The following is a 20,550-nucleotide window of genomic DNA, read 5'->3' as shown; positions in this document are numbered from 1 at the left end:
CACTTCGCGAGCATATTCCCCCTTGGTGCCAACATGGTTCTTATAAAAAAAATCGCCGATTATATTGTGCAGGAACAAACCCGTACCCTTCCACCGCGCACGATCCATCACGCCAAACGCGCTGTGATCGACTGGTTTGCCGCAATGTATCCAGGTGCTGTTCAGGCCCCTAATCCGATGCTGCGTGCCGCCTTCCTTGACAGTGGTGATCCGCAGCACGCAATCATCTTTCCGACTAGTGATCATTCGACAGTCAAAGTTGCGGCCTTTTTGAATGGGGCTAGCGCTCATACCTCAGAATTTGACGATATTTTCCGCGATGGCGGACTGCATCCGGGCTGTGCGACAATTGCAGCTGCGCTTGCCGTGGCGCAAAAACATACCTTATCCGGCGATGCCTTGCTGCGTAGCGTTATCGCCGGTTATGAAGTTAGCAGCCGGATCAGTGCTGCGATGGGCCGTGACCATTATCGTTATTGGCACACAACGGCGACGATTGCCACCTTTGGTGCTGCCGCTGCGGCGGCGGTGCTGTTGCGCCTGAACCGAGATCAGACAGCCCATGCTTTGGCAACTTCGGCAACGCTTGCCGCCGGATTGCAGCAGGCGTTTCGTTCTGACGGGATGAGCAAACCGCTTCACGCCGGCCATGCCGCCGAAACCGGGGTAATGGCTGCGATTGCTGCCAGCAAAGGGGTGACGGGGGCGCTTGATGTGCTTGAGGGGCCAGCTGGAATGGGCGCCGCGATGAGCGGCACTGCCGATTGGGATAAAGCCACATCAGGCCTTGGCGATACCTATAATATAGAAATGATTACTTTTAAAAACCATGGTTGTTGCGGTCACACCTTTGCCGCCATTGACGGGTTATTGGCGGTGATGAAAGCCGAGCAGATCAGCGCCGGTGATATTGCGGATATCGCCATCGCAACCTATGGTCCGGCGGTTTCGATTACCGATAGAGTTGATCCGCAAACCCCACAAGAGGGCAAATTTTCAATGCAATATGTGGTGGCGCACGCCGCGCATTATGGCAGTGTCCGCATCGAGGCTTTTGCTCCAGACCGGATGCGTGATCCGGCTATTCGGGCGATGCTGCCCCATATTCAGGTCAGCCTTGATCCGGAAATTGACGCCGAATTTCCATCGCGTCGGGCGGCGCGTATCTCCATCATGACGCGTGATGGCAGGACAGTTTCTCATTATCAACCCACCCGAAAAGGCGATCCCGATCTGCCGCTATCAGATGATGAATTGAACGCAAAATTCATCGAACTAACCTCGCCAATTCTTGGCAGCATTTCGACCAACGCGCTTTTGAAAAAATTATGGAAACTTGAAACCATCGACGTCGCCAGCATAGCTACATCTGCCGTGATCCGCCGTGATGACGAAACCGGTAATAACTTGCCAAACTGACCATGCTTTGGAGCACAAAATGACCACGACACCAGCCTATAATGATCTTCAGCAGCATATTGCCGCGTTGAAAGAGCGTAACCTCCTCATCGAGGTTGATCGTCAAATCGACAAAGACAGTGAAATGCACGCATTGGTAAGGTGGCAATTTATTGGCGGCATGAAGGAAGAAGATCGCAAGGCGTTCTTGTTTACCAATGTTGTTGATGGCAAGGGGCGCAAGTTCGACATACCGGTTTTGGTTGGCGGTCTGGCCGCCAATCGCAGCATCTATAGCGTTGGCATGGGCAGCTCGGTAGACGAGATTCAGGCGAAATGGGACAATGCCATTTCAAACCCGATTGACCCGCAATTCATTGATGATGCGCCGTGCCATGAAATCATCGAAGATGGTGATAGCCTAAGCCAGCCGGGGCACGGTCTTGATGCGCTGCCGATTCCGGTTTCAACGCCTGGTTTCGACAGCGCCCCGACGTTAAGCGCTGGCAATGTCATTACCAAAGATCCGGAAACTGGTGTGCAAAATATGGGCACCTATCGCTGTGCCTTAAAGGCGCCTGACCGGTTAGTTGTCAGAATGGCAACAAGGGTTGGTGGGGCCGGCGGTTACCAGCATTATCAGAAATGCCAGCAGATGGGCATTACCGAAATGCCTGTGGCAATTGTACTTGGCTGCCCGCCTTATGTGGCTTTTATGGGGCCGCAGAAACTGCCGCTTGGGGTTGATGAATTTACCGTTGCTGGCGGGCTTGCCGGTGCGCCGATCAATGTGACCACAGCAAAAAGCGTCGATCTGGTCGTCCCCGCCGAAGCCGAGATTGTGATCGAGGGCTTTATCGACACAACCAAAGTCGAACCTGAAGGCCCGTTCGGCGAGTCACATGGGCACATCGCGCTGGAAGAATATAATATGCCAATGCGCATTACCACGATTACCCGCCGCAAAAAGGCGGTCGTGCCCTCCTATATCTCGCAAGTCGCACCAAGCGAGTCCAGCGTGATCAAACGGGTGGCCTATGAACCATTGTTCCTGCGTCATCTACGTGACGAAAACAACATTAAGGGCGTGAAGAAAGTATCGCTTCACGAACCATTGACCGGCCTGCTTCGTGTGACTGTTATCACCTGTGACGCCAAGATGCCCCGCACCGAAATATGGCGCGCCCTTTATAGCGCAGCGTTTTTCAAAGGGGATTGCAGCAAAATCTGTATTGCCGTGAATGAAGATATTGATGTTGATAATGCCGACGCCCTTTTCTGGGCGATGTCATATCGCACCAACCCGTCCGAAGATATGCAAACCTTGCTGCATCGCGGCCAAGGTCATGGGCCCAAGCGCGAGCATGATGGCGAGGAAGATTCCAGCGTGCTGATTGATGCGACAATGAAATCGCCAATGCCGCCACTGGCACTACCAAGCAAGGAATATATGGAACGCGCGAAAGACATCTGGGACGAATTGGGCTTGCCGCCGGTAAATGTGAAAATGCCATGGCATGGCTATTCACTTGGCGCATGGCACCAGATATGGGACGATGCTGGCAGGCGCGCCGCCACCGGTGACTATCTGGAAAACGGCCGCATTTCAGCTGGTCAAACCCAAGAAAACCTCAAGCCTGAGTCAAAGCTGGATCCTGATACTGGCCTTCCTGCAAAAAAATAAGAGCCTATAATCCTGCTTAATTCCTGCTTATCCCCGCATAATTATACTCTTTTATCGCCGTTTTTCGCCGTGAAAGGCCAGCCCTAAATTTGGACAGTTTTGAACTCGCATATGTGATGTGCGTCGCCTTTGTGACGGCCGCAATCAATAGCTTTATTGGCGTTGGTGGCGGGTTTTTGCCAGCCGTATTTCTGGCGCCGGTAATCGGCATGAAGTCGCTTTTGCCGATGCTGAGCGTAATGCTGCTGATCAGCAATTTTTCACGCTCATGGATTAACCGGGCCGATTTTCACAAACGCGCATTTTTGCATATTGCCATTCCGGCAACCCCGATGGTGTTTCTGGGTAGCTACTTCTATTCGGTGCTTGAACCAAGAATGATTTCGCTGTTTTTGGGGGTGGTGATTTTATCTTCGATCCCGATCCGGCGCTGGGCTAAATCACGCGAAATCAAAACCTCACCGCTGGTGCTAAGCAGTGTCGGCGGGCTCTTTGGTTTTCTGTGCGGGTCGGCGGTTGGCCCCGGCATGCTGTTGATACCCTTTATGCTTGGCTTTGGCCTGACACCGGTTAATTTTGTGGCCACTTTGGCGGTGATTGCCTCCTTTACCAATGTAGCGCGGGTTGCCAGCTTCAGCAGCCTTGGGCTGATTGACATGGATTTGCTGATGATCGGATTGTTAGGGGGCCTTGCAACAATACCAGGCAATATCCTCGGCCGGAAAATCCTGAAAAAGCTGAAAGTAAACGCGCATACTCTTCTGGTCGATATCGTGACCTTGGGTGGCGGCCTGAACTTTATTTGGATAGCCCTTAAATAGACCTACCGCCGCCAATCTTATCAGCATCATCCCGGTAACTGGTAATACGATTTCGGGCCATATGATTTCGGGTCACAAGCTGGGCGCGATGAAATTACGGGGGGGGAGGGCAAATCACCCTACCGTATAGAGCGCCAGCTTCTCCTCATCCAGATCAATCGTCAGGCCTGCCCCGTCCGGCACTTGAAAGCTGCCTGCACTGATATCAAGCCGGGTTTTAGCAACAGTATCCTTGACCTTTAGCGGCCCAACACACTCAAGACCAGGCAGAATATTGCTGGATGATGCGCCAACCATAATTTCGGCCATCGTGCTCATATCGAGACCAAATCCATGCCCCATAACGACCTTTAGGCCAGCCGCCTCGGCCGTTGCCATCATCTGCACTGCCGGCATGATGCCGCCAGCCTGTGCAATGCCAAATTTCACCAAATCGGCGCAGTCAGCCTCGATCACTTTTAACAGGCTGGCATGATCACTAATCGCTTCATCCGCCATGATGCTGATCCCGCCAACGCGCCTAACTTCAGCCAATCCAGCCAGATCGTCGCGCGGAACCGGCTGCTCAAACAGCTGCAGATCACATTGACGAACCGCGGCGCATAATTTGATCGCATCCTTCACGCTATATTGCTCATTCGCATCCATGCGCAACTGCATATCCGCGCCAACCGCAGCGCGTACCGCCTCGACCCGCTGGATATCGGCATCAACATCGCCGCCAATTTTAATTTTCAGCGATTTGAAACCCGCTTTTGCCCAGCGCGCTGCATCCAACGCCGCTTCATCAGCTGGTAATTCACCGACCCATCCATTAAACACAACCTCACCCGCCACCGCTCCGCCAAGATAGTCACATAAAGAAATGCCCAAGCGCCGACAGGCCAGTTCAACCGCAGCCATTTCAACTGCGGCTCTAGCACCAATTTGCACATCCGCCACCGCGCCGATCATATCCGACAGCCGATTTATATTTGTGGCTGACTGCCCCAGCACAAGCGGTTTGATTTTCTGCGTAATCGTTGCCGCAATATCCTCGGCGCGGTCAGGAAATACCGCCCGCGTTGACGGATCAACACTGCTAATCCCATACGACCCGTCAGATGCAGTCATTCTGACCACCACGCCTTTGGTGACATTTTTGGATTTTCCACCACTGGAAAAAACCCCAACCAATGGCATTGCAACAACAAAGACCTCAAGCGCCTGAATGCTAACCGGTTTCATTAACTGTTCCTCTTTTAAACTATGACGCTCTTTTGACTTATGAAGCGGGCCTTTACGGCATTATTCTGGGCTGAGACATTATTTGGCCTTTTGAACATAAATCGGGCTACTCCATGCCTGATGACCATCTTCTTGGGTAACACGCAGATAAAGCCGCTGTTCAGTGCCGCTTTCAAGGCTGAACGACTGCTCACCAGATAGCGTGTAGCTGTCCAGCACATCAGGCAACCGCTCAATATGCAGGCGGATATCCATACCGCCGCAATCGACGGAAATACCGTTCTGGTCAATGTCAGCCACCGATGCCTCGAGGGATTCGAAATTGGTTTGCACCTTGACCATGCCTGCCAGCGCCGCATCATCAAGCCAGAAATCCACCGATGATGCGCCGCCTGTGGTGACGGTTTTCCACTCAACCCTTGTGGCAGAAACCTGCTGCGGCTGCCGGTTCGGATTCCAGAAATTCACCGCATTTATGCGCTTAACCGTTCCGGCGCTGAACGCCGTCGAGGCGTCCCATTTGACCAGCCGGCCACGGCCACGATAATGCTGTCCGGCGCAGGTAACACGCAACCGGCTAAGCGGACTTTGATCGTTCCATGGACGGATTGTGCGCACCAGATCCAGACCATTGAATATATCTACACGCTCGAGTGGCGCTGTCCCGATAATCTCAAATTCAAGGTTAAGCTTATCCGCATCACTGGTGGCGATATCGCCAATTTGCAAATGCTGATCGCCGGCGCGTGCTGTCACATTCATATAGATCCGCGCACCGGTTGTTGCGTAATGACGGCGATTGCGAAAAGCGCCAAAGAAGGTATCACGATCCAGTTTAGGCAACAGATGACAGGTCAGCCCGCCATATGAGCCAAATTGGCTATCGCCCGGATATTCGGCACCCGGCCGGCCCTTATGGCCATCACTTGATCCGACGATGCCAACCCGATAGCCGGACTCGAACGCATCACGAAGAATCCATTCAAAGGTTCCCCAAGACGAATGCACCTCGACTGATGGCTCTAGTTTCGCATCATGCGCATATTTGATATCGGCATAGCGTCCACCGACATGAGCAACAACAATGGCGTCTTCACCCTGCAGCTTTTCGATCAGATCAGGCGTTGATAACACGTCATTTTCAGGATGGGTGCGATCACTTATCAGCGCACGGCTAGACCGGTAAATTGGCCGACCTTCGCTGCGAAACCAGACATTGTGATCACCGCCAAGGCCGGTATTGCCCGACCATTCATAACCGGGCAAGGTCATAAAGCGGCCATCTTCATTATATTCGGCGGTCAATTCATTTAGATGCTGCCAGAACGCATCGGTTATCTGAAAATCATTTCCCTGATGGCCTGCGATATCAAGAAACGCCTTATTGCGGGCAAAGTCAAAATACTCACGCGCAGTGCCAACCCCAATTGTCTCGCCGCTTTGGGCGTGCATGTCACTCCAGAAATGCGCCCATTCAGCCTTGCGGATTACAAGCGGGTTTGTCGTCGCAATCACCGCATCCTGTTCATTGAGCACGCTGATATGCAAAACCCCCTCAGCATCGACTGACAGGTCTTCAATAACTGCCGCAAAATCGCCCGCCTTGAGATCAACCACAACAGGCAAACCGTTTACAGGCATATTGCTTTTCAGCCTGATCTGGCCACCAAGCCGGTTGGACGGATTGCCCCAGCAATCATCACCCTTTATCGACAGCCGAAACGCCTCGGCGGGGCGGCGCAATGTTGGCAAAACAGCCTTCCAATTGACCGGATCACCGGGCACCATTGAAATCGTCGGATTTGCCGCACTTGGCAGGGCGATGAAATCTTGTGTGGCAAACGGGTCGACGGTGATCTGAAAGGTAAAAGCAGACTCGCAAAAAGTCTGCATCAACCAGCCGGGCGATCCCTTTGTTTGATTGCCAAAGATAATCTCAATCCTGTCGCCCTCGCGCAAAAAGCGCAGGCAGCGGATATAAAGGCTTTTGTTCCACGGGCGAATATTACGCCGCGCCTCCCACGACACATCTAGGACGGCACCATTCGATGCCTCAACCGTGGTATATCCGGGCGCTGCCGGATCATCGAATTGGATTGTTGATCCATCAAAATGGCCCCGAAACCCGATACGCAACCCGCCCTGATCGTCAAGGCCGAATTTGCCTGCAGTATAAACCAGTTTAAAGGTCTGATAGGTACCAACTTCAAAGCTGCCCAATGGCGATAGCGTGGCTTCACCCATCAGGTCTTGGCGATAGTCATTATAGGGCATGGCTGGGTCTACCTTGATTTGATGAGGGATACGAGATTATGGCGGCGGCCGGATCATAACCGCTATCTAATATGAAAAGGTAAAATGGGCAGAATGAAAAGGAAAACTTGTGCAGTTATGATGCAAAATAGATAATGCCCATACGTAACCAGCCCAAAATCAGCGGCATTCTTCATTGCATGCGGCAAATTTGCGTCGCAGAAAAATGCAGATGCCTATTTCTTATGCATTATGTCAAAAAATACTAGATTTTGAGACTTGCTAGGCTAAAGTTCACTCAAGTTTAATTTACCTTCTGAAACACCTTAACATCAACCTCACATTCAGCCCTGACATGCAAAATTTTGCGCGAGGAAAAGGCATATATTAGATGAATACCTTGATCGAAAATGCTGGCATGTCCCTCGAAATGCTGTTCCTGTTCGGGCTGATCGTTGGTGCGTTATTTTGTTATGCAAGTGAAACCATACCAATGGAAGTTACCGCCCTTGGGGTAATACTTATCCTATTGGTGTTCTTTCACTTTGCGCCAATCATTGATGCAAATGGCGTTAATCAACTCCCCACGAGCAAGATATTATCAGGCTTTGCCAATCCGGCGATGCTGACCGTTCTGGCCTTGCTCGTTGTGGGGCAAGGCGTCGTCAAAACCGGTATTCTCGAGATTTTCTCGCGCCATGTGCTGAGCCTCAGCATGGGTAGATTATGGATAGCCACTTTAATTTCATTGATCACGGTGCTTTTTATCAGTGCCTTTTTGAACAATATTCCTGTGGTCATTATCTTCATCCCGATCATGCAAGGTATTGCCCAAAGATTTCATGTGCCAGCATCAAAATTATTGATGCCGCTGAGTTTTGTTGCGGTGGTGGGCGGCATGACAACACTGGTCGGATCCGGTACGAATTTGCTGGTATCAAACGCGCTGATCGAGGCTGGATTACCGGGGTTTAGCTTTTTTGAGTTCACCCTTCCCGGATTACTTCTTGCCGGTACCGGCCTTGCCTATATGATGCTAATTGCGCCAAAATTCCTGCCGCACCGTACCAGCCTTAGTCACCGGATGCGGGAACGTCTTGATCAGCATTTCATGGCGGAAATCTCGATCGACAACGACTCGAAACTGATTGGCCAGTCACTTGGGGTTCGGATGTTTCAGGAATTACCTGAAATAAATATCCGCATGATCAACCGTCTTGGCAAAACCATTTTACCACCTTTTACAGGACTTAAATTGCGGCATGGCGACACCATCGCACTGTCGGCAACGCGCGAAGACCTGACAAAACTGATGGAGTCCGGCTATGGCCTGACACCTGCCGAGGGTTATCGGCGCAACCCGACCAGCCACCAAAAGTCTGAACAGATCATTGTTGAGATGATGGTCACGCCGTCATCATCGCTGGTGGATTCCACGATTGGCCGCACTGGTTTTGAATATCGGCATAATTGTCAGGTTCTCGGCATACAGCATCACGCCCATATGATCCGCAGCCGCATGGGACAGGCAAAATTATCCGCTGGTGATCTGTTGCTGGTCAAATGCGACGCCGAAACGCTGCGCGGGTTGCGCGAGGATCTTGATGTTGTTCTGGTCGAATTCTCAGTTGAAGAATTACCTAACCTGAAGGCAGCAAATCTATCAATTTGCATTTTTATGGCGGTTGTTCTGTCGGCAGCATTTGGCCTTGTGCCGATTGTCATATCATCGTTCTTTGGCGCGTTGGCGATGGTGGTGACGAACGTCATCACCCTGCCTCAGGCCGCTCGTGCGCTCGATCATAAAGTCATAACGACCATCGCAGCAGCGCTTGCGCTTGGTGTTGCGATGGAGGCGACTGGCGCCGCGACCTATCTTGCCAACCTGATCTTGTCGATTACCGGAACCGCAAGCCCAACCATTGTGCTTAGCTCATTTTTCCTGCTGGTCGCGCTGATGTCGAACATTATTAGCACCAAAACCTGCGCCGTTTTATTTGCGCCTATTGGTCTTCATATCGGTGCCGAGATCGGGGTTGATCCCCGCATTTTTGCAATCACCATCGTCTTTGCAGCCAATTGCGCCTTTGCCACCCCGTTTGCCTATCAGACCAGCTTGTTGGTGATGGGGCCGGGGAGTTACCATTTCAAAGACTTTTTCAAAGTCGGGTTTCCGCTGGTGATCCTGATCTGGCTGGTTTATTCGGCCTTTGTGCCTTGGTATTACGGGTTGTAGTTATAAACGCTAGCCATCGCACCGCGCCGCACAGGAAGGTTTAGACAGCATGGAAAAAGCCAAAGCTGCCGGTCGGCAGCCCTGGAAAAAAGTGCAATTCTCTCCAGCAAGCACGGGCCCCCTTAATGGGTTGCGCGTGGTTGATCTATCGCGCCTTGTTGCTGGCAATATGGCATCGCTTCAACTTGCCGATGCGGGCGCCGATGTCACGAAAATTGAGCCATTACCCGCAGGAGATCCGCTTCGCGCTTGGCAGCAGGATGGGATCCAGACATTCTGGTCGGTCTATTGCCGCAACAAGAAAAGCCTCGCGCTGGATTTCCGGCATGATCAATCAATCGGCATTTTAACGCGGCTGATTGACCGGGCTGATGTCCTGATCGAAAGCTTTCGAACGGGAACGTTGGAATCGATGGGGTTGGCACCGGCACAGCTGCATCAACGCAATCCGGGTTTGATCATTTTACGTGTATCGGGATTTGGCCAGACCGGCCCCTACAGCCACCGCCCCGGCTTTGGCACGATGGTCGAGGCTATGTCAGGATTTGCCAGCCGTACTGGCGAGGTTGGTGGCGGACCGCTACTACCGCCGGTGGCACTGGCGGATATGGTGTCCGGCCTTTATGGGTCAAACGGCATTATGATGGCCTTGCAAAGCCGCCAGAAAACCGGCCTTGGACAGGTTATTGATCTTGCATTACTAGACTCGATGGTGTCGGTTTTAGGGCCCGATGCGTTTGATTATGCCGTTACTGGGGCAGTGAAACAACGCGTTGGCAATGGCTCAAACACGGCAAGCCCGCGGAACATCTATCAAACATCGGATCATCATTACATTGCCATTTCAGCATCCATTCAATCGACCGCCAAACGGCTATTTACGGCAGTTGGCGCTGGCGAGATGATTGAAGATCCGCGCTTTTCCAGCAATGCGGCGCGGGTCGAGCATCAGGCCGAAATTGACAAAATCATTGGTGGCTGGATTGCAAAACGCAACCGGCAAGAGGTTATGACAATTTTTGAGTCCGAGGGTATTACCGCAGCACCGGTGAATGACATTGCCGACAATGCGGCAGACCCGCATTTTATCGAACGCGGCATTTATGTCGCGGCCGAGGATATTTCGGGCAGCGAGGTAGCGATGCACCAGCCCTTGCCGATCATGCAGAATAACCTTGGCCGCCTCCGGTTTCCGGCGCCCACGCTTGGCCAGCATAGTCGCAGCCTGCTAGCCGAGGCCGGATTTCACGATGATGAGATTGACCAATTGATTGCCGATCACGCCATTGCCCACCAGCCAGACTAGCCATCATCATCTGCCAAGGCCCCAATATTTTGACATGATATTTTGGGCGACAACCGATCGAAGGTGGCGTAACTTAACCAAATCAACTATGCCGATATCTGGCTAAGGCGTCGTTAAGCCTGCCGGTTTGAGGCCCTGCCCAAAGAAATCACCAATAGCCATGCCAGCCACCTTTTACGCCTTTCTAACCGCCCGCGCTGCCGTCAGTCTTGTTACCGCAATGCTGTCAATTGCGATTGGATGGCATCTTTATCAAAATAGTGGTGACCCCTTTGATCTGGCGCTCGTCGGGCTTATGCAGATCCTGCCGATTTTTCTGTTCTTCTTTGTGACCGGCTGGGCCACCGACAGCCTGCCGCGCAAAGCACTGCTGATCATCTGCACGATCAGTGAAATGGTGATTTTAGGCGGCATAACGCTTGTTATGCTGGCTGATGAGCTGAATCTAACGATCATCTTTTCGTTGTTATTCGCGCATGGCGGCGTCAAGGCATTCTATACCCCGGCACAACAAGCGATCATCCCCAATATCGTGCCGGCAGATATGCTGTCGCGGGCGATTGCGCTAAATTCAACCATTGGCAAGGTTTTTGGAACAGCAGGGCCGCTGCTGGCGGGTATCTTAATCACCTTAATTGATGACTATACATATCTTGTTGCAGCTGGTCTGATGGGCATTGGTACGATTGCCTATTTATTCCTGCCGAAATTAACCCGCCTGAAACCGGCTGGCAGAAGCCTTGAGATGGTGCTTGGTGGGGTTGCATATGTCCGGTCAAATTCGATTGTTCTGGGCGCCATTGCGCTTGATCTCTTTATCGTTCTCATGGGTTCGGTTGTTGCATTATTGCCGGTATATGCAGCTGATATTTTGAATGTTGGGCCGGAATCACTTGGTGTGTTGCGCGGAATGCCTGCGCTTGGCGGCGTTGTTGTTGGCCTTGGCCTTGCAGCCCTACCACCGATGCGGCGCTCCGGACTTTGCCTGTTCACGGCGCTGGTCGTTTTTGCCGGCTCAATTCTGGTCTTTTCACTATCGACTGTTTACTGGCTTAGCCTTATGGCATTGTTTGTCTATGGTGCAGCCGATATGGTTAGCGTCAATATTCGCATGACCTTGATCCAGCTTGCCACGCCCGATCATCTTCGCGGCAGAGTAAGCGCGGTGAATGCGATTTTCATTTCATCATCGAATGAAATGGGGGATGTACGAGCTGGCAGTGCCGCGGCAATTCTTGGCCCTGTGACAACTGTCTTTATTGGCGGGCTGGCAGCATTGGGCGTTGCGGTTGGCGGCTGGTATTTATTTCCAAAGCTGCGCCATCTGGACAGGCTTGCTGATCTATGCCCGCCCGAAGACACCAAACCGTCTTGGACAAGATAACGGTCAAAAGATCTAAACATCATGGAGATGAAAAATGACAGATAACACCCCTTACAACCCGCCATCTGTCTGGAAATGGGAAGCCGAGAATGGCGGTACTTTTGCCAATATCAACCGGCCGATTGCCGGTGCGACCCATGACAAGCCATTACTGGTCGGCAAACATCCGCTACAGCTTTATTCGCTGGCCACACCCAACGGGGTCAAAGTGACCGTGATGCTGGAGGAATTATTGGCAGCCGAAGTTACCGGCGCGGAATATGACGCATGGCTGATCAAGATCCGCGATGGTGATCAATTTGGCAGCGGCTTTGTCGAGGTGAATCCAAATTCAAAAATTCCGGCGCTGATGGATCATTCTGTATCACCAGCAATCCGGGTATTTGAGTCCGGCAATATCCTGCTCTATCTGGCTGAAAAATTTGGCCAGCTATTGCCAAATGAACCGGCGAAACGAACTGAATGCCTGTCATGGCTTTTCTGGCAGATGGGAAGCGCGCCCTACCTTGGTGGTGGCTTTGGTCATTTCTATGCCTATGCACCAACAAAAATGGCCTATCCGATTGATCGCTTTACCATGGAAACCAAACGCCAGTTGGATGTCCTCGACCGCCAGCTTGCCGACCACAGCTATATTGCCGCTGACGAATACAGCATTGCCGATATTGCGATTTGGGCATGGTATGGGCAGCTGGTGCTTGGCCGCCTTTATGATGCCGCTGAATTTCTTGATGTTACCAGCTATACCCATGTGATGCGGTGGGCCAAGGCGATTGATGATCGACCAGCGGTGAAACGGGGCCGCATGGTCAACCGTATGTCTGGTGCGCCGCAATATCAGCTCCATGAACGCCATGATGCCAGCGATTTTGACACCAAAACCCAAGATAAGATCGGTTAAGCTATCCCAATCTATATCTCAATATTCCCGACCTGAATTTCAGTAATGAGGACAAGCTAGCATGAACTGGACACCACGCCGCCAACGATTTCGCCAGATTCTGCAAGGCACTGACTGTATTACCCCTGTTACCGTGTTTGACCCGCTATCAGCGCGTATGGTCGAAGATCTTGGTGGGCAGGTTGGTATGCTTGCCGGATCGGTCGCCGCAATGGCAATTCTTGGTGCGCCGGATAAAATGCTGATAACTGCAAGTGAATTTGCCGATATGGCATTGCGAATTTGCCGGGCTGGTGATTTGGCAGTGATTGCTGATGCCGATCATGGCTATGGCAATGCGATGAATGTCCAGCGTACAATTCGCGAGCTTGATCATGCTGGTCTTGCCGCAATCACTATTGAAGATACAGATTTGCCGCAACCATTTGGCTCGGTCAATGCCCAGCTTTTAAGTATTGAAGAGGGCACTGGCAAGATGCGGGCGGCGGTTGCCGGACGTGTTGATCCTGATCTGGTTATTCTAGCGCGGACCAGCGCCGCCGCCATCACTGGCCGCGATGACTGTATCGCGCGGATCAAGGCCTATGCAAAAACCGGCGTTGATGGCATCACCCTAATCGGTGCCCGATCCCGCGACGATCTCGATGCTTTATGCGCTGCGACCGATCTTCCCATCATGCTTGGCGGCCTTGGGTCAATAGCACCAACGCCAGACGAGGCGGCCAAAATGGGCGCGCGTATTTGCCTTCGCGGGCATCAGCCCTATCTGGCATCTCTTGCCGCAACCTATAGCGCCATTCAGCAGGTTCTTGGCGAAAATGCTAGCATTCAAAAGTCGCAAGAGGCAGCACCGCCCGTTATCGATGCTAAAATTCTGCGAGGCTTAACCCGTGAAGACGCCTATGATAGCGATTCCGAACAGTTTTTGAAGTAAGCTCAAAAATAATACAGGCAACTGGCCACAAGCCACGCTATCTGTTCCAAGATATGCCCTGTGGATTTGACAATTTTCAGAAATTCGCCCTAATTGACAAATAGCTGGGCAAATTTACTGGCTTTGTGACAAATTGGCGTTGTAAGAGGAATGATAATATGAGTTCACAATATTGGACACCGTCAGGCGGCCTGCCGCCGCAGACACAATTGCTATCAGACCGTGCCGTTTTCACGAATGGCTACGCAGTAATTCCAAAAGGCGTTTTATCCGATATTGTAACAAGCTATCTGCCCTTCTGGAGCAAAACCAGATTATGGGTTCTAGCACGGCCAATGACTGGCTTTTCCGAGAGTTTTTCACATTATCTGATGGAAGTCGAAGCTGGTGGCGGTAGTGACCGGCCAGATGATAATTCTGCGGCGCAATCCGTTCTGTTTGTTACAAGTGGTGCCCTCAGCCTTGATATTGATGGTACCAGCCATGCATTGGCCACCGGCAGCTATGCCTATCTGCCAGCAGCAGCAAACTGGCGCCTTCATAATCATGGTGATGAAACCGCAACGTTCCACTGGATTCGGAAACGTTACATTGCTGTTGAGGGCATCGATCGTCCCGACGCCTTTGTGACCAGTGATGCCGCAATCGAGCCGATTGCCATGCCGGATACCGATGGTCGCTGGGCCACCACCCGCTTTGTCGATCCGGCCGATTTACGCCATGATATGCATGTCAATATTGTCACCTTCCAGCCGGGCGGCACAATCCCCTTTGCCGAAACCCATGTGATGGAACATGGGCTGTTCGTCCTTAGCGGCAAGGCTGTTTATCATTTGAATCAGGACTGGGTCGAGGTTGAGGCTGGCGATTATATGTGGCTTCGCGCCTTCTGCCCGCAAGCCTGCTATGCCGGAGGGGCAGATCCGTTCCGCTATTTACTATATAAAGATGTGAACCGGCATATGCCGCTTGATCTATAGTCGTATCAAACAATGATCAGATAAATAGCGGCGGCTGAGGCTATTCAGCTTTTTCGGCCACCAGCCTAAGCGCAATGCCAACACCCCAAACACCAAATGCGTATCCCAGCGCAATCACCCAGACGGCAAGATCAAATATTGGCACGCGTTAAGGCGCGGCGAAATATGAAATGACCGTGGCAAAACCAGCGATGGTAGCAGCGAAATAAAGGCCATATCTCTCCAAATCCGGACGCCTAATGCGGCATGATCGAGCAATAGTTAGACAATGTCGCGCTCGATGATCAAATTGCTGCAGCCTTTTGAGAAACATTAGATGACGCTAATGTCATTAAGGATTTGCGACAACGCCGCTGTCTGCGGGTTTTGTTTGGCCTTTATCGCGGGCATCTCGAGTGAATTGACATGACTTAGCCGGCATGACTTAGATGGCATGACCCACCTGCCTGATATCAACCCGCAAAAAAAAGCCATGGATCAATGCCCGTTATTGCATTCATCCATGGCCCCAATTTTATGGCCCCAATTTTATGAAAGGCCGGCAACCGCTATATGGCATTCGCCTTAACCGGCGGCGCGGTTCTTATCTAGCCAGCCATCAACCAGTGCAACGGTTTCATCGAGGCTTGCCAATTGAAGGCCCTTTTGCGCGGCAACGGTTTGCACCAGCTTGTCAACACGTTCGATATTTTTTGCACCAGCAGCAAGCGCACGTGCAGCCGATGATGGGCTACCAAGCGACTGTGCTGCATTGGCATATTTTTCAAACGGAACAAAATCTGCTGGCGCGCCGCCAAGGCTGACGCAAAGGTCAACAACCCAGTTATAGATTTCGCGTGACTGATCAATGTCGGTATGAACGGCCGCTTGGATCGGCCGCATTTCAGCACTCTGAACACAGCGATAATTGCCAGCAACCAGCATTGCCCATTTGGCCAATGGCACAAAAACTGAGTCATGCACCTTCAGCTTGACCGGTAACTCGATTGTATCACCATCGTCAGTGGTAAAGCGAACAGCCTCAATATCGGCCTGAAGGCGGCGCAGCATTGCGTTATCTTCTGCATGATGAAACCCAGCTGCCTTGAAATTAGTTGGCAAGCGAACCTGCAAGACATTCAGATTTTCTTCAGGGGGACGGAATGCCTGTGGGTCGGGGCTGCAAAGGGTAAATTTTTCTGGATTAAATGCATCCCATAGATTTGATTCAGCATAGCATGGACGCAGCGCATCAATATTCATATTCGGCAACCGCTTCATAAAGCTTAGTGGTGGCATATTCATAATCGACATACATGGTACACCAGATTCAGCCACAGAATGCAGCAAATCACGGACGCCGGGTGATGAATATTGTGGTTCCTGCATAGCAAGCACGATCAGGTCAAATTCTGCCGGATTGGCATCAGCAGGCCCACCTGCAGACAGCTGGCCCGCCAGTCCGCTGGTACGAATTTCAACAAGGCCATCGCGCCCTTTTACCGGTGTGCGGATAATCGCACCTTCGGCATTAAACAAATCGGCCTCGGCCGGGAGGCAGATCATTTTGGCATTATGACCAGCCAAGACAATTTTGGTTGCCAAAAGCGAGCCATATGATGCACCGAGGATTAGGATATTAAGGGGGGTCATTTGGGGGAGTCTCCGGTTTAGGAAAAATAATATGCTTTCTTAGCCGGTAAAAGACAAAACTTCAACGCCGCAGCGATGCGGCGGCACCTCAAAAGTCAATGATATAAAGCCCCTTTTTTAGAGCCTGCACGCCAATGCAACGAGAATTTGACGAAAATTCCCAATCAATGAATTTAAATTCTTTGTAGGGTAGCTTTGACGCAATTTTTTTCGATTTTACAGCAGGTCTTGCCCGTCAAAAAATCTTGAGCTTTTTTTCAAAAAACCACCAAAAATATAGCAATTACTCGGCTTCAATGGGGTTAGCAAGAATCCCAATACCCTCAATTTCCACCTCAACCAGATCACCATGCTTCATCCACAAAGGCGGCTTTCGGGCGTGACCAACGCCAGATGGCGTGCCCATAATAACCAGATCGCCTGGCTCGAGAGTGAAGGCCTTTGTGATATATACCAGCGTTTCGATAACTGGGAAAATCATCATATCAGTTGTGCTTGACTGCACAGTTTGGCCGTTCAGCCGACATTCAATTTTCAACCCAGTTGCTGCCTCTGGCAATTCATCTGGCGTTACGAGGATCGGGCCAAAAGGGCCCGTCTTGTCAAAGTTTTTTCCCATCGTCCATTGGATGGTATGACGCTGAAATTCACGCACCGATCCATCGTTAAAACAGCTGTAGCCCGCAATAGACTCTAGCGCGTTCGCCTTGGTAAGGTTTTTACATTCCTTGCCGATGATCACCGCCAATTCAGCCTCATAATCCAGCGTTTCAGAAACTTTTGGAGCAATGATCGGCTGATTGGCAGCGACCAGCGATGTTGCGCTACGCATGAAAATAGCTGGGAACGGCTGTTTATCAAATGGCCCCTCGGCAACATGATCCATGTAATTGAGACCAAGACACAGAATTTTGCCCGGATTTGCAACTGGCAGGGCAAATTTCAAATCGGCCATTTGATGATGCACTGCGTCACCGGCGCCGGCCATAATTGCCGCAATCTCATCGAGCTGACCTGCCTTGATAACCGCGCCAAGATCACGCGGTGCCAACGGGTCAACGAGCGACAGATCGACAACGCCCCGATCAGTGATAACACCAATATGCGGTCCACCCGCCTTTTCAAATGCTACTAACCGCATAACGACTCTCCCCTATCTATCAAATTTTTGATGATTGTTATTTAACGCCGCCAAAAACCGGAACCCTATGCCTCGGAAACGCCTGATCCTAACTGCCAACTTTCATTGGTGCTGTCATGCCACGCAAACAGGCAATCACGCTCAACGCGGTAATCTTGCCAGTGCCCGGATTACTCTCGGACTGCACATTCTCGATCTGCAGGGTGAATTTTGCGCTATCGGCATCAACCTCAATCGAATGGGTGTTACGGTCAAGATGCGGATCAGCCCAAACTTCAAGCTGGGTTGCATCGGCGCCAATACCGGCCAATCCCAAAGCCGCCGCCACATTTACATTGGCAGGAAAGGCCTTAGCGCCTTCGCGGGCACTGCCTTCAAATACCTGAATAGCGCCATTTAAACGATCAAGGCTGATATTATTATCGATGATGTGAGGCGCATCCCTCAAGGCATTGGGTGGTTTGCGGGTGATCATCCGAACCGAGTGAATTGTACCCTCGGCGGCGGCGCGCACTGCGTCGAGGCCAAGCAGCGCACCGGTCGCCAGAACCAGCTGCCCACCATTCTGGCGTGCGACCTCTTCGATATCCTCATTGGCAAGAATGCCGGCGCCACTGACTGTTACAAGTGTTCGGCCACGCGACAATGCTGCCATAGCAATGTCGCGAAACACCGCCTTTGGCGCACAATCAACAATTATGTCACAGCACTCGGCCACCTCGTCGATTGTCAAAAAATCAACCTGTTCTGATAGCTTTGCAATGCTGGCAATTGCCTTGTCTCGACGCCCCGAAGCGATCGCCGCCAACCTCATGCCGCCGATCCCATCATCAAGCGCTTTTGCAACCACATTGCCAATGGTTCCAAGCCCAATAATTCCCACCGATAGCATATTTTCTCCGGCCCATTCTGGGCAAATTTTTTACCTAAAGTTTACTCCATGAATTAATAAATATATTGACTCGGCATAGCGAACCTTTGCAACCTAATTCACGAAAAGATGATCGATTGTGGTGCCTCTTTTTTTGCCGCCACACGTGACAAATTATCATGTAACAAATCACAGGGAGTATTTTTCAAATGCTAAACTCAAGACTTTCAATTCTCGGAGCCGCAGCTGCGAGCCTGATGTTAGCAACATCGGTTGCGCAGGCTGGATCCCATTCGGTTCCAAAACTGCCATGTGATACTGCCCAATTGATTGTTCCATGGGCGCCAGGTGGCGGAACACAGGTACTTTATGCGTTGGTTGAAAAAACTGTTAACGAAATGGACACACCCTACAACATGAAGGTCGTTACCGTACCAGGTCAGGGTGGCAACAAAGGCGCCAAGCAGGCAGCCAAAGCTAAACCTGATGGCTGCACCTTATTTGCGATCCACCAGTCTGCAATCACCAGCTTTTTGAACGGCAGAATTGATTTCCACTACAACGGCTTTGATACTATTGCCAATGTTACGGTGACACCTGACATCATTGGCGCCTCCGCCGATGCACCTTTTAATACCATTCAGGAAATGGCCGCCTATGCCAAAGCTAATCCGGGAAAGGTAACTGCTGGCGCAACCTTTGGCTCGACGTCGCACTTTATCTGGCTGTTACTGGAGAAGACCTTGGGCATCAAGCTGAATCTGGTACCTTATGATGGCACCGCTGAGAGAATGAATGCGCTGCTTTCAGGCGCCATCACCCTTGGTGCAGTCAACGTGGCATCAGGTAAGAAGCACCTTGAAGCAGGCACGATCAAGCCGCTCGCGATCGCGGCTGATGACCGTGATAAAGCAATCCCAGATGTTCCGACGCTTAAAGAACTAGGTTATGATATGACATTCGCCCTGGAGCGTGGAATCGTAGCCCCAAAGGGAACCCCACGCGAAGTAATCGACATGTGGGCAGGAATCATTAAGCAGGCGGTTGATAACCCATCACTGCAAGCCGCAATGGATGCAAAAGGCACTGGCCTTCGCTTCCAAGGACCCGATGAGTTCCGTGCTTATGCTGATAAGATCTACAAAGATTACGAAGCCGTTGCCATCGAGATTGGTATGTATAAAAAATAAACTGGTCGCCTGCTACGGCCAGCGGCTTGACTAAACAAATTTTGGCTGGCGGCCAAGTGCTGCCAGCCTCCCACCATCTTAACGTTATTCAACAGCACGGTCGTAATATGTCACTAAATCGAGATGGATTGGTTGCATTATGCCTCATATTGATGAGCGGTGGGCTCATGCTTGCCAGCTTTGAAATTCGCGAACCAGACTATGGTGTTTTGTCACCTGCAGCGTGGCCGCGGCTGATAATAATTATTATTGGTGTATTGAGTGTGATCTATCTGTTGCAGTCGATTGGAATGCCAAAGGAAGACAAAGAGGCGGCGCCGAGAAAGACCATTGGCGAATTTATTTTATATTGGCGAAATGTCATCGCTGTTTTCACAATTTTTGGACTTTACCTACTTGTCCTGCCTTACCTGGGTATGCTGGTCGGCAATATTCTATTTAGCTTTATTCTCCTGACCGTGCTGGGTGGCTGGAATTCGATTTTAATTCACTTAATGTTGGCGTTTGGGGCTTCTGGCGGCATGTGGCTTTTGTTTACCTATGCGTTGGAAGTTTTTCTGCCACGCGGATCTTTGACAGGGTTGTAAGCGTC

General features: G+C 51.3%; 16 protein-coding genes. 11 read left to right on the top strand and 5 right to left on the bottom strand.

All coding sequences use genetic code 11. The features are described from left to right. The first annotated feature begins 33 nt into the window (after positions 1 to 33). The 3 genes from AB8881_09425 to AB8881_09415 all read left to right on the top strand — a co-directional run bounded on the left by AB8881_09425 (position 34) and on the right by AB8881_09415 (position 3,903). Entirely contained in the window at positions 34 to 1,419 is a 1,386-nt protein-coding gene (locus AB8881_09425; protein ID XDZ62760.1) for an MmgE/PrpD family protein, read from the top strand. 19 nt (positions 1,420 to 1,438) lie between these two features. Continuing rightward, entirely contained in the window at positions 1,439 to 3,082 is a 1,644-nt protein-coding gene (locus AB8881_09420; GenBank protein ID XDZ62759.1) for a UbiD family decarboxylase, read from the top strand. 89 nt (positions 3,083 to 3,171) lie between these two features. Then, positions 3,172 to 3,903 (top strand): sulfite exporter TauE/SafE family protein, encoded by a 732-nt coding sequence (locus tag AB8881_09415; GenBank protein ID XDZ62758.1) that lies wholly within the window; start codon positions 3,172 to 3,174, stop codon positions 3,901 to 3,903. A 114-nt stretch (positions 3,904 to 4,017) separates the two neighbouring features. On the opposite strand, the gene AB8881_09410 is transcribed toward AB8881_09415, so the two are convergent. Both AB8881_09410 and AB8881_09405 read right to left on the bottom strand, forming a co-directional pair. Beyond that, positions 4,018 to 5,130, bottom strand: a complete 1,113-nt coding sequence (locus AB8881_09410) for a mandelate racemase/muconate lactonizing enzyme family protein (GenBank protein ID XDZ62757.1) — start codon at positions 5,128 to 5,130, stop codon at positions 4,018 to 4,020. Between the two features lie 78 nt (positions 5,131 to 5,208). Next, positions 5,209 to 7,404, bottom strand: coding sequence for a DUF3604 domain-containing protein (locus tag AB8881_09405; GenBank protein XDZ62756.1), 2,196 nt, complete (start codon positions 7,402 to 7,404; stop codon positions 5,209 to 5,211). A 370-nt stretch (positions 7,405 to 7,774) separates the two neighbouring features. On the opposite strand from AB8881_09405, the gene AB8881_09400 reads away from it, so the two are divergent. From AB8881_09400 to AB8881_09375, 6 genes are all read left to right on the top strand, one after another. Continuing rightward, positions 7,775 to 9,619 carry an SLC13 family permease gene (locus AB8881_09400; GenBank protein ID XDZ62755.1) on the top strand — a complete coding sequence of 615 codons (1,845 nt, stop codon included), beginning with the start codon at positions 7,775 to 7,777 and terminating at the stop codon, positions 9,617 to 9,619. A gap of 49 nt (positions 9,620 to 9,668) precedes the next feature. Next, positions 9,669 to 10,925 (top strand): CaiB/BaiF CoA transferase family protein, encoded by a 1,257-nt coding sequence (locus AB8881_09395; GenBank protein ID XDZ62754.1) that lies wholly within the window; start codon positions 9,669 to 9,671, stop codon positions 10,923 to 10,925. A gap of 160 nt (positions 10,926 to 11,085) precedes the next feature. Further along, complete coding sequence (locus AB8881_09390; GenBank protein XDZ62753.1) at positions 11,086 to 12,309, top strand: MFS transporter; 1,224 nt, start codon at positions 11,086 to 11,088, stop codon at positions 12,307 to 12,309. Between the two features lie 34 nt (positions 12,310 to 12,343). Next, a complete protein-coding gene (yghU, locus tag AB8881_09385; GenBank protein ID XDZ62752.1) occupies positions 12,344 to 13,210 on the top strand; it encodes a glutathione-dependent disulfide-bond oxidoreductase in 867 nt (288 codons plus the stop codon). Positions 13,211 to 13,271: 61 nt separating this feature from the next. Beyond that, positions 13,272 to 14,144 (top strand): oxaloacetate decarboxylase, encoded by an 873-nt coding sequence (locus AB8881_09380; GenBank protein ID XDZ62751.1) that lies wholly within the window; start codon positions 13,272 to 13,274, stop codon positions 14,142 to 14,144. A 158-nt stretch (positions 14,145 to 14,302) separates the two neighbouring features. Next, positions 14,303 to 15,124, top strand: coding sequence for a bifunctional allantoicase/(S)-ureidoglycine aminohydrolase (locus tag AB8881_09375; protein XDZ62750.1), 822 nt, complete (start codon positions 14,303 to 14,305; stop codon positions 15,122 to 15,124). Between the two features lie 564 nt (positions 15,125 to 15,688). On the opposite strand, the gene AB8881_09370 is transcribed toward AB8881_09375, so the two are convergent. The 3 genes from AB8881_09370 to AB8881_09360 form a co-directional block, all read right to left on the bottom strand. Continuing rightward, positions 15,689 to 16,756 carry a hypothetical protein gene (locus AB8881_09370; protein XDZ62749.1) on the bottom strand — a complete coding sequence of 356 codons (1,068 nt, stop codon included), beginning with the start codon at positions 16,754 to 16,756 and terminating at the stop codon, positions 15,689 to 15,691. Positions 16,757 to 17,039: 283 nt separating this feature from the next. Then, a complete protein-coding gene (locus AB8881_09365; protein ID XDZ62748.1) occupies positions 17,040 to 17,897 on the bottom strand; it encodes a fumarylacetoacetate hydrolase family protein in 858 nt (285 codons plus the stop codon). Between the two features lie 88 nt (positions 17,898 to 17,985). Beyond that, complete coding sequence (locus AB8881_09360) at positions 17,986 to 18,789, bottom strand: aspartate dehydrogenase (GenBank protein XDZ62747.1); 804 nt, start codon at positions 18,787 to 18,789, stop codon at positions 17,986 to 17,988. 188 nt (positions 18,790 to 18,977) lie between these two features. Between AB8881_09360 and AB8881_09355 the strand changes: the two genes are divergently transcribed. Both AB8881_09355 and AB8881_09350 read left to right on the top strand, forming a co-directional pair. Next, positions 18,978 to 19,958: a Bug family tripartite tricarboxylate transporter substrate binding protein gene (locus AB8881_09355; protein ID XDZ62746.1), complete on the top strand. Its 981-nt coding sequence runs from the start codon at positions 18,978 to 18,980 to the stop codon at positions 19,956 to 19,958. A 26-nt stretch (positions 19,959 to 19,984) separates the two neighbouring features. Beyond that, positions 19,985 to 20,545, top strand: a complete 561-nt coding sequence (locus AB8881_09350) for a tripartite tricarboxylate transporter TctB family protein (GenBank protein XDZ62745.1) — start codon at positions 19,985 to 19,987, stop codon at positions 20,543 to 20,545. The last annotated feature ends 5 nt before the right edge of the window (positions 20,546 to 20,550 follow it).

It is taken from the genome of Alphaproteobacteria bacterium LSUCC0396, assembly GCA_041228345.1.
Lineage (GTDB): Bacteria > Pseudomonadota > Alphaproteobacteria > Puniceispirillales > Puniceispirillaceae > UBA3439.
Note: the sequence above shows the minus strand (reverse complement) of the source record. Positions and strands in the feature narration are given on the sequence as shown.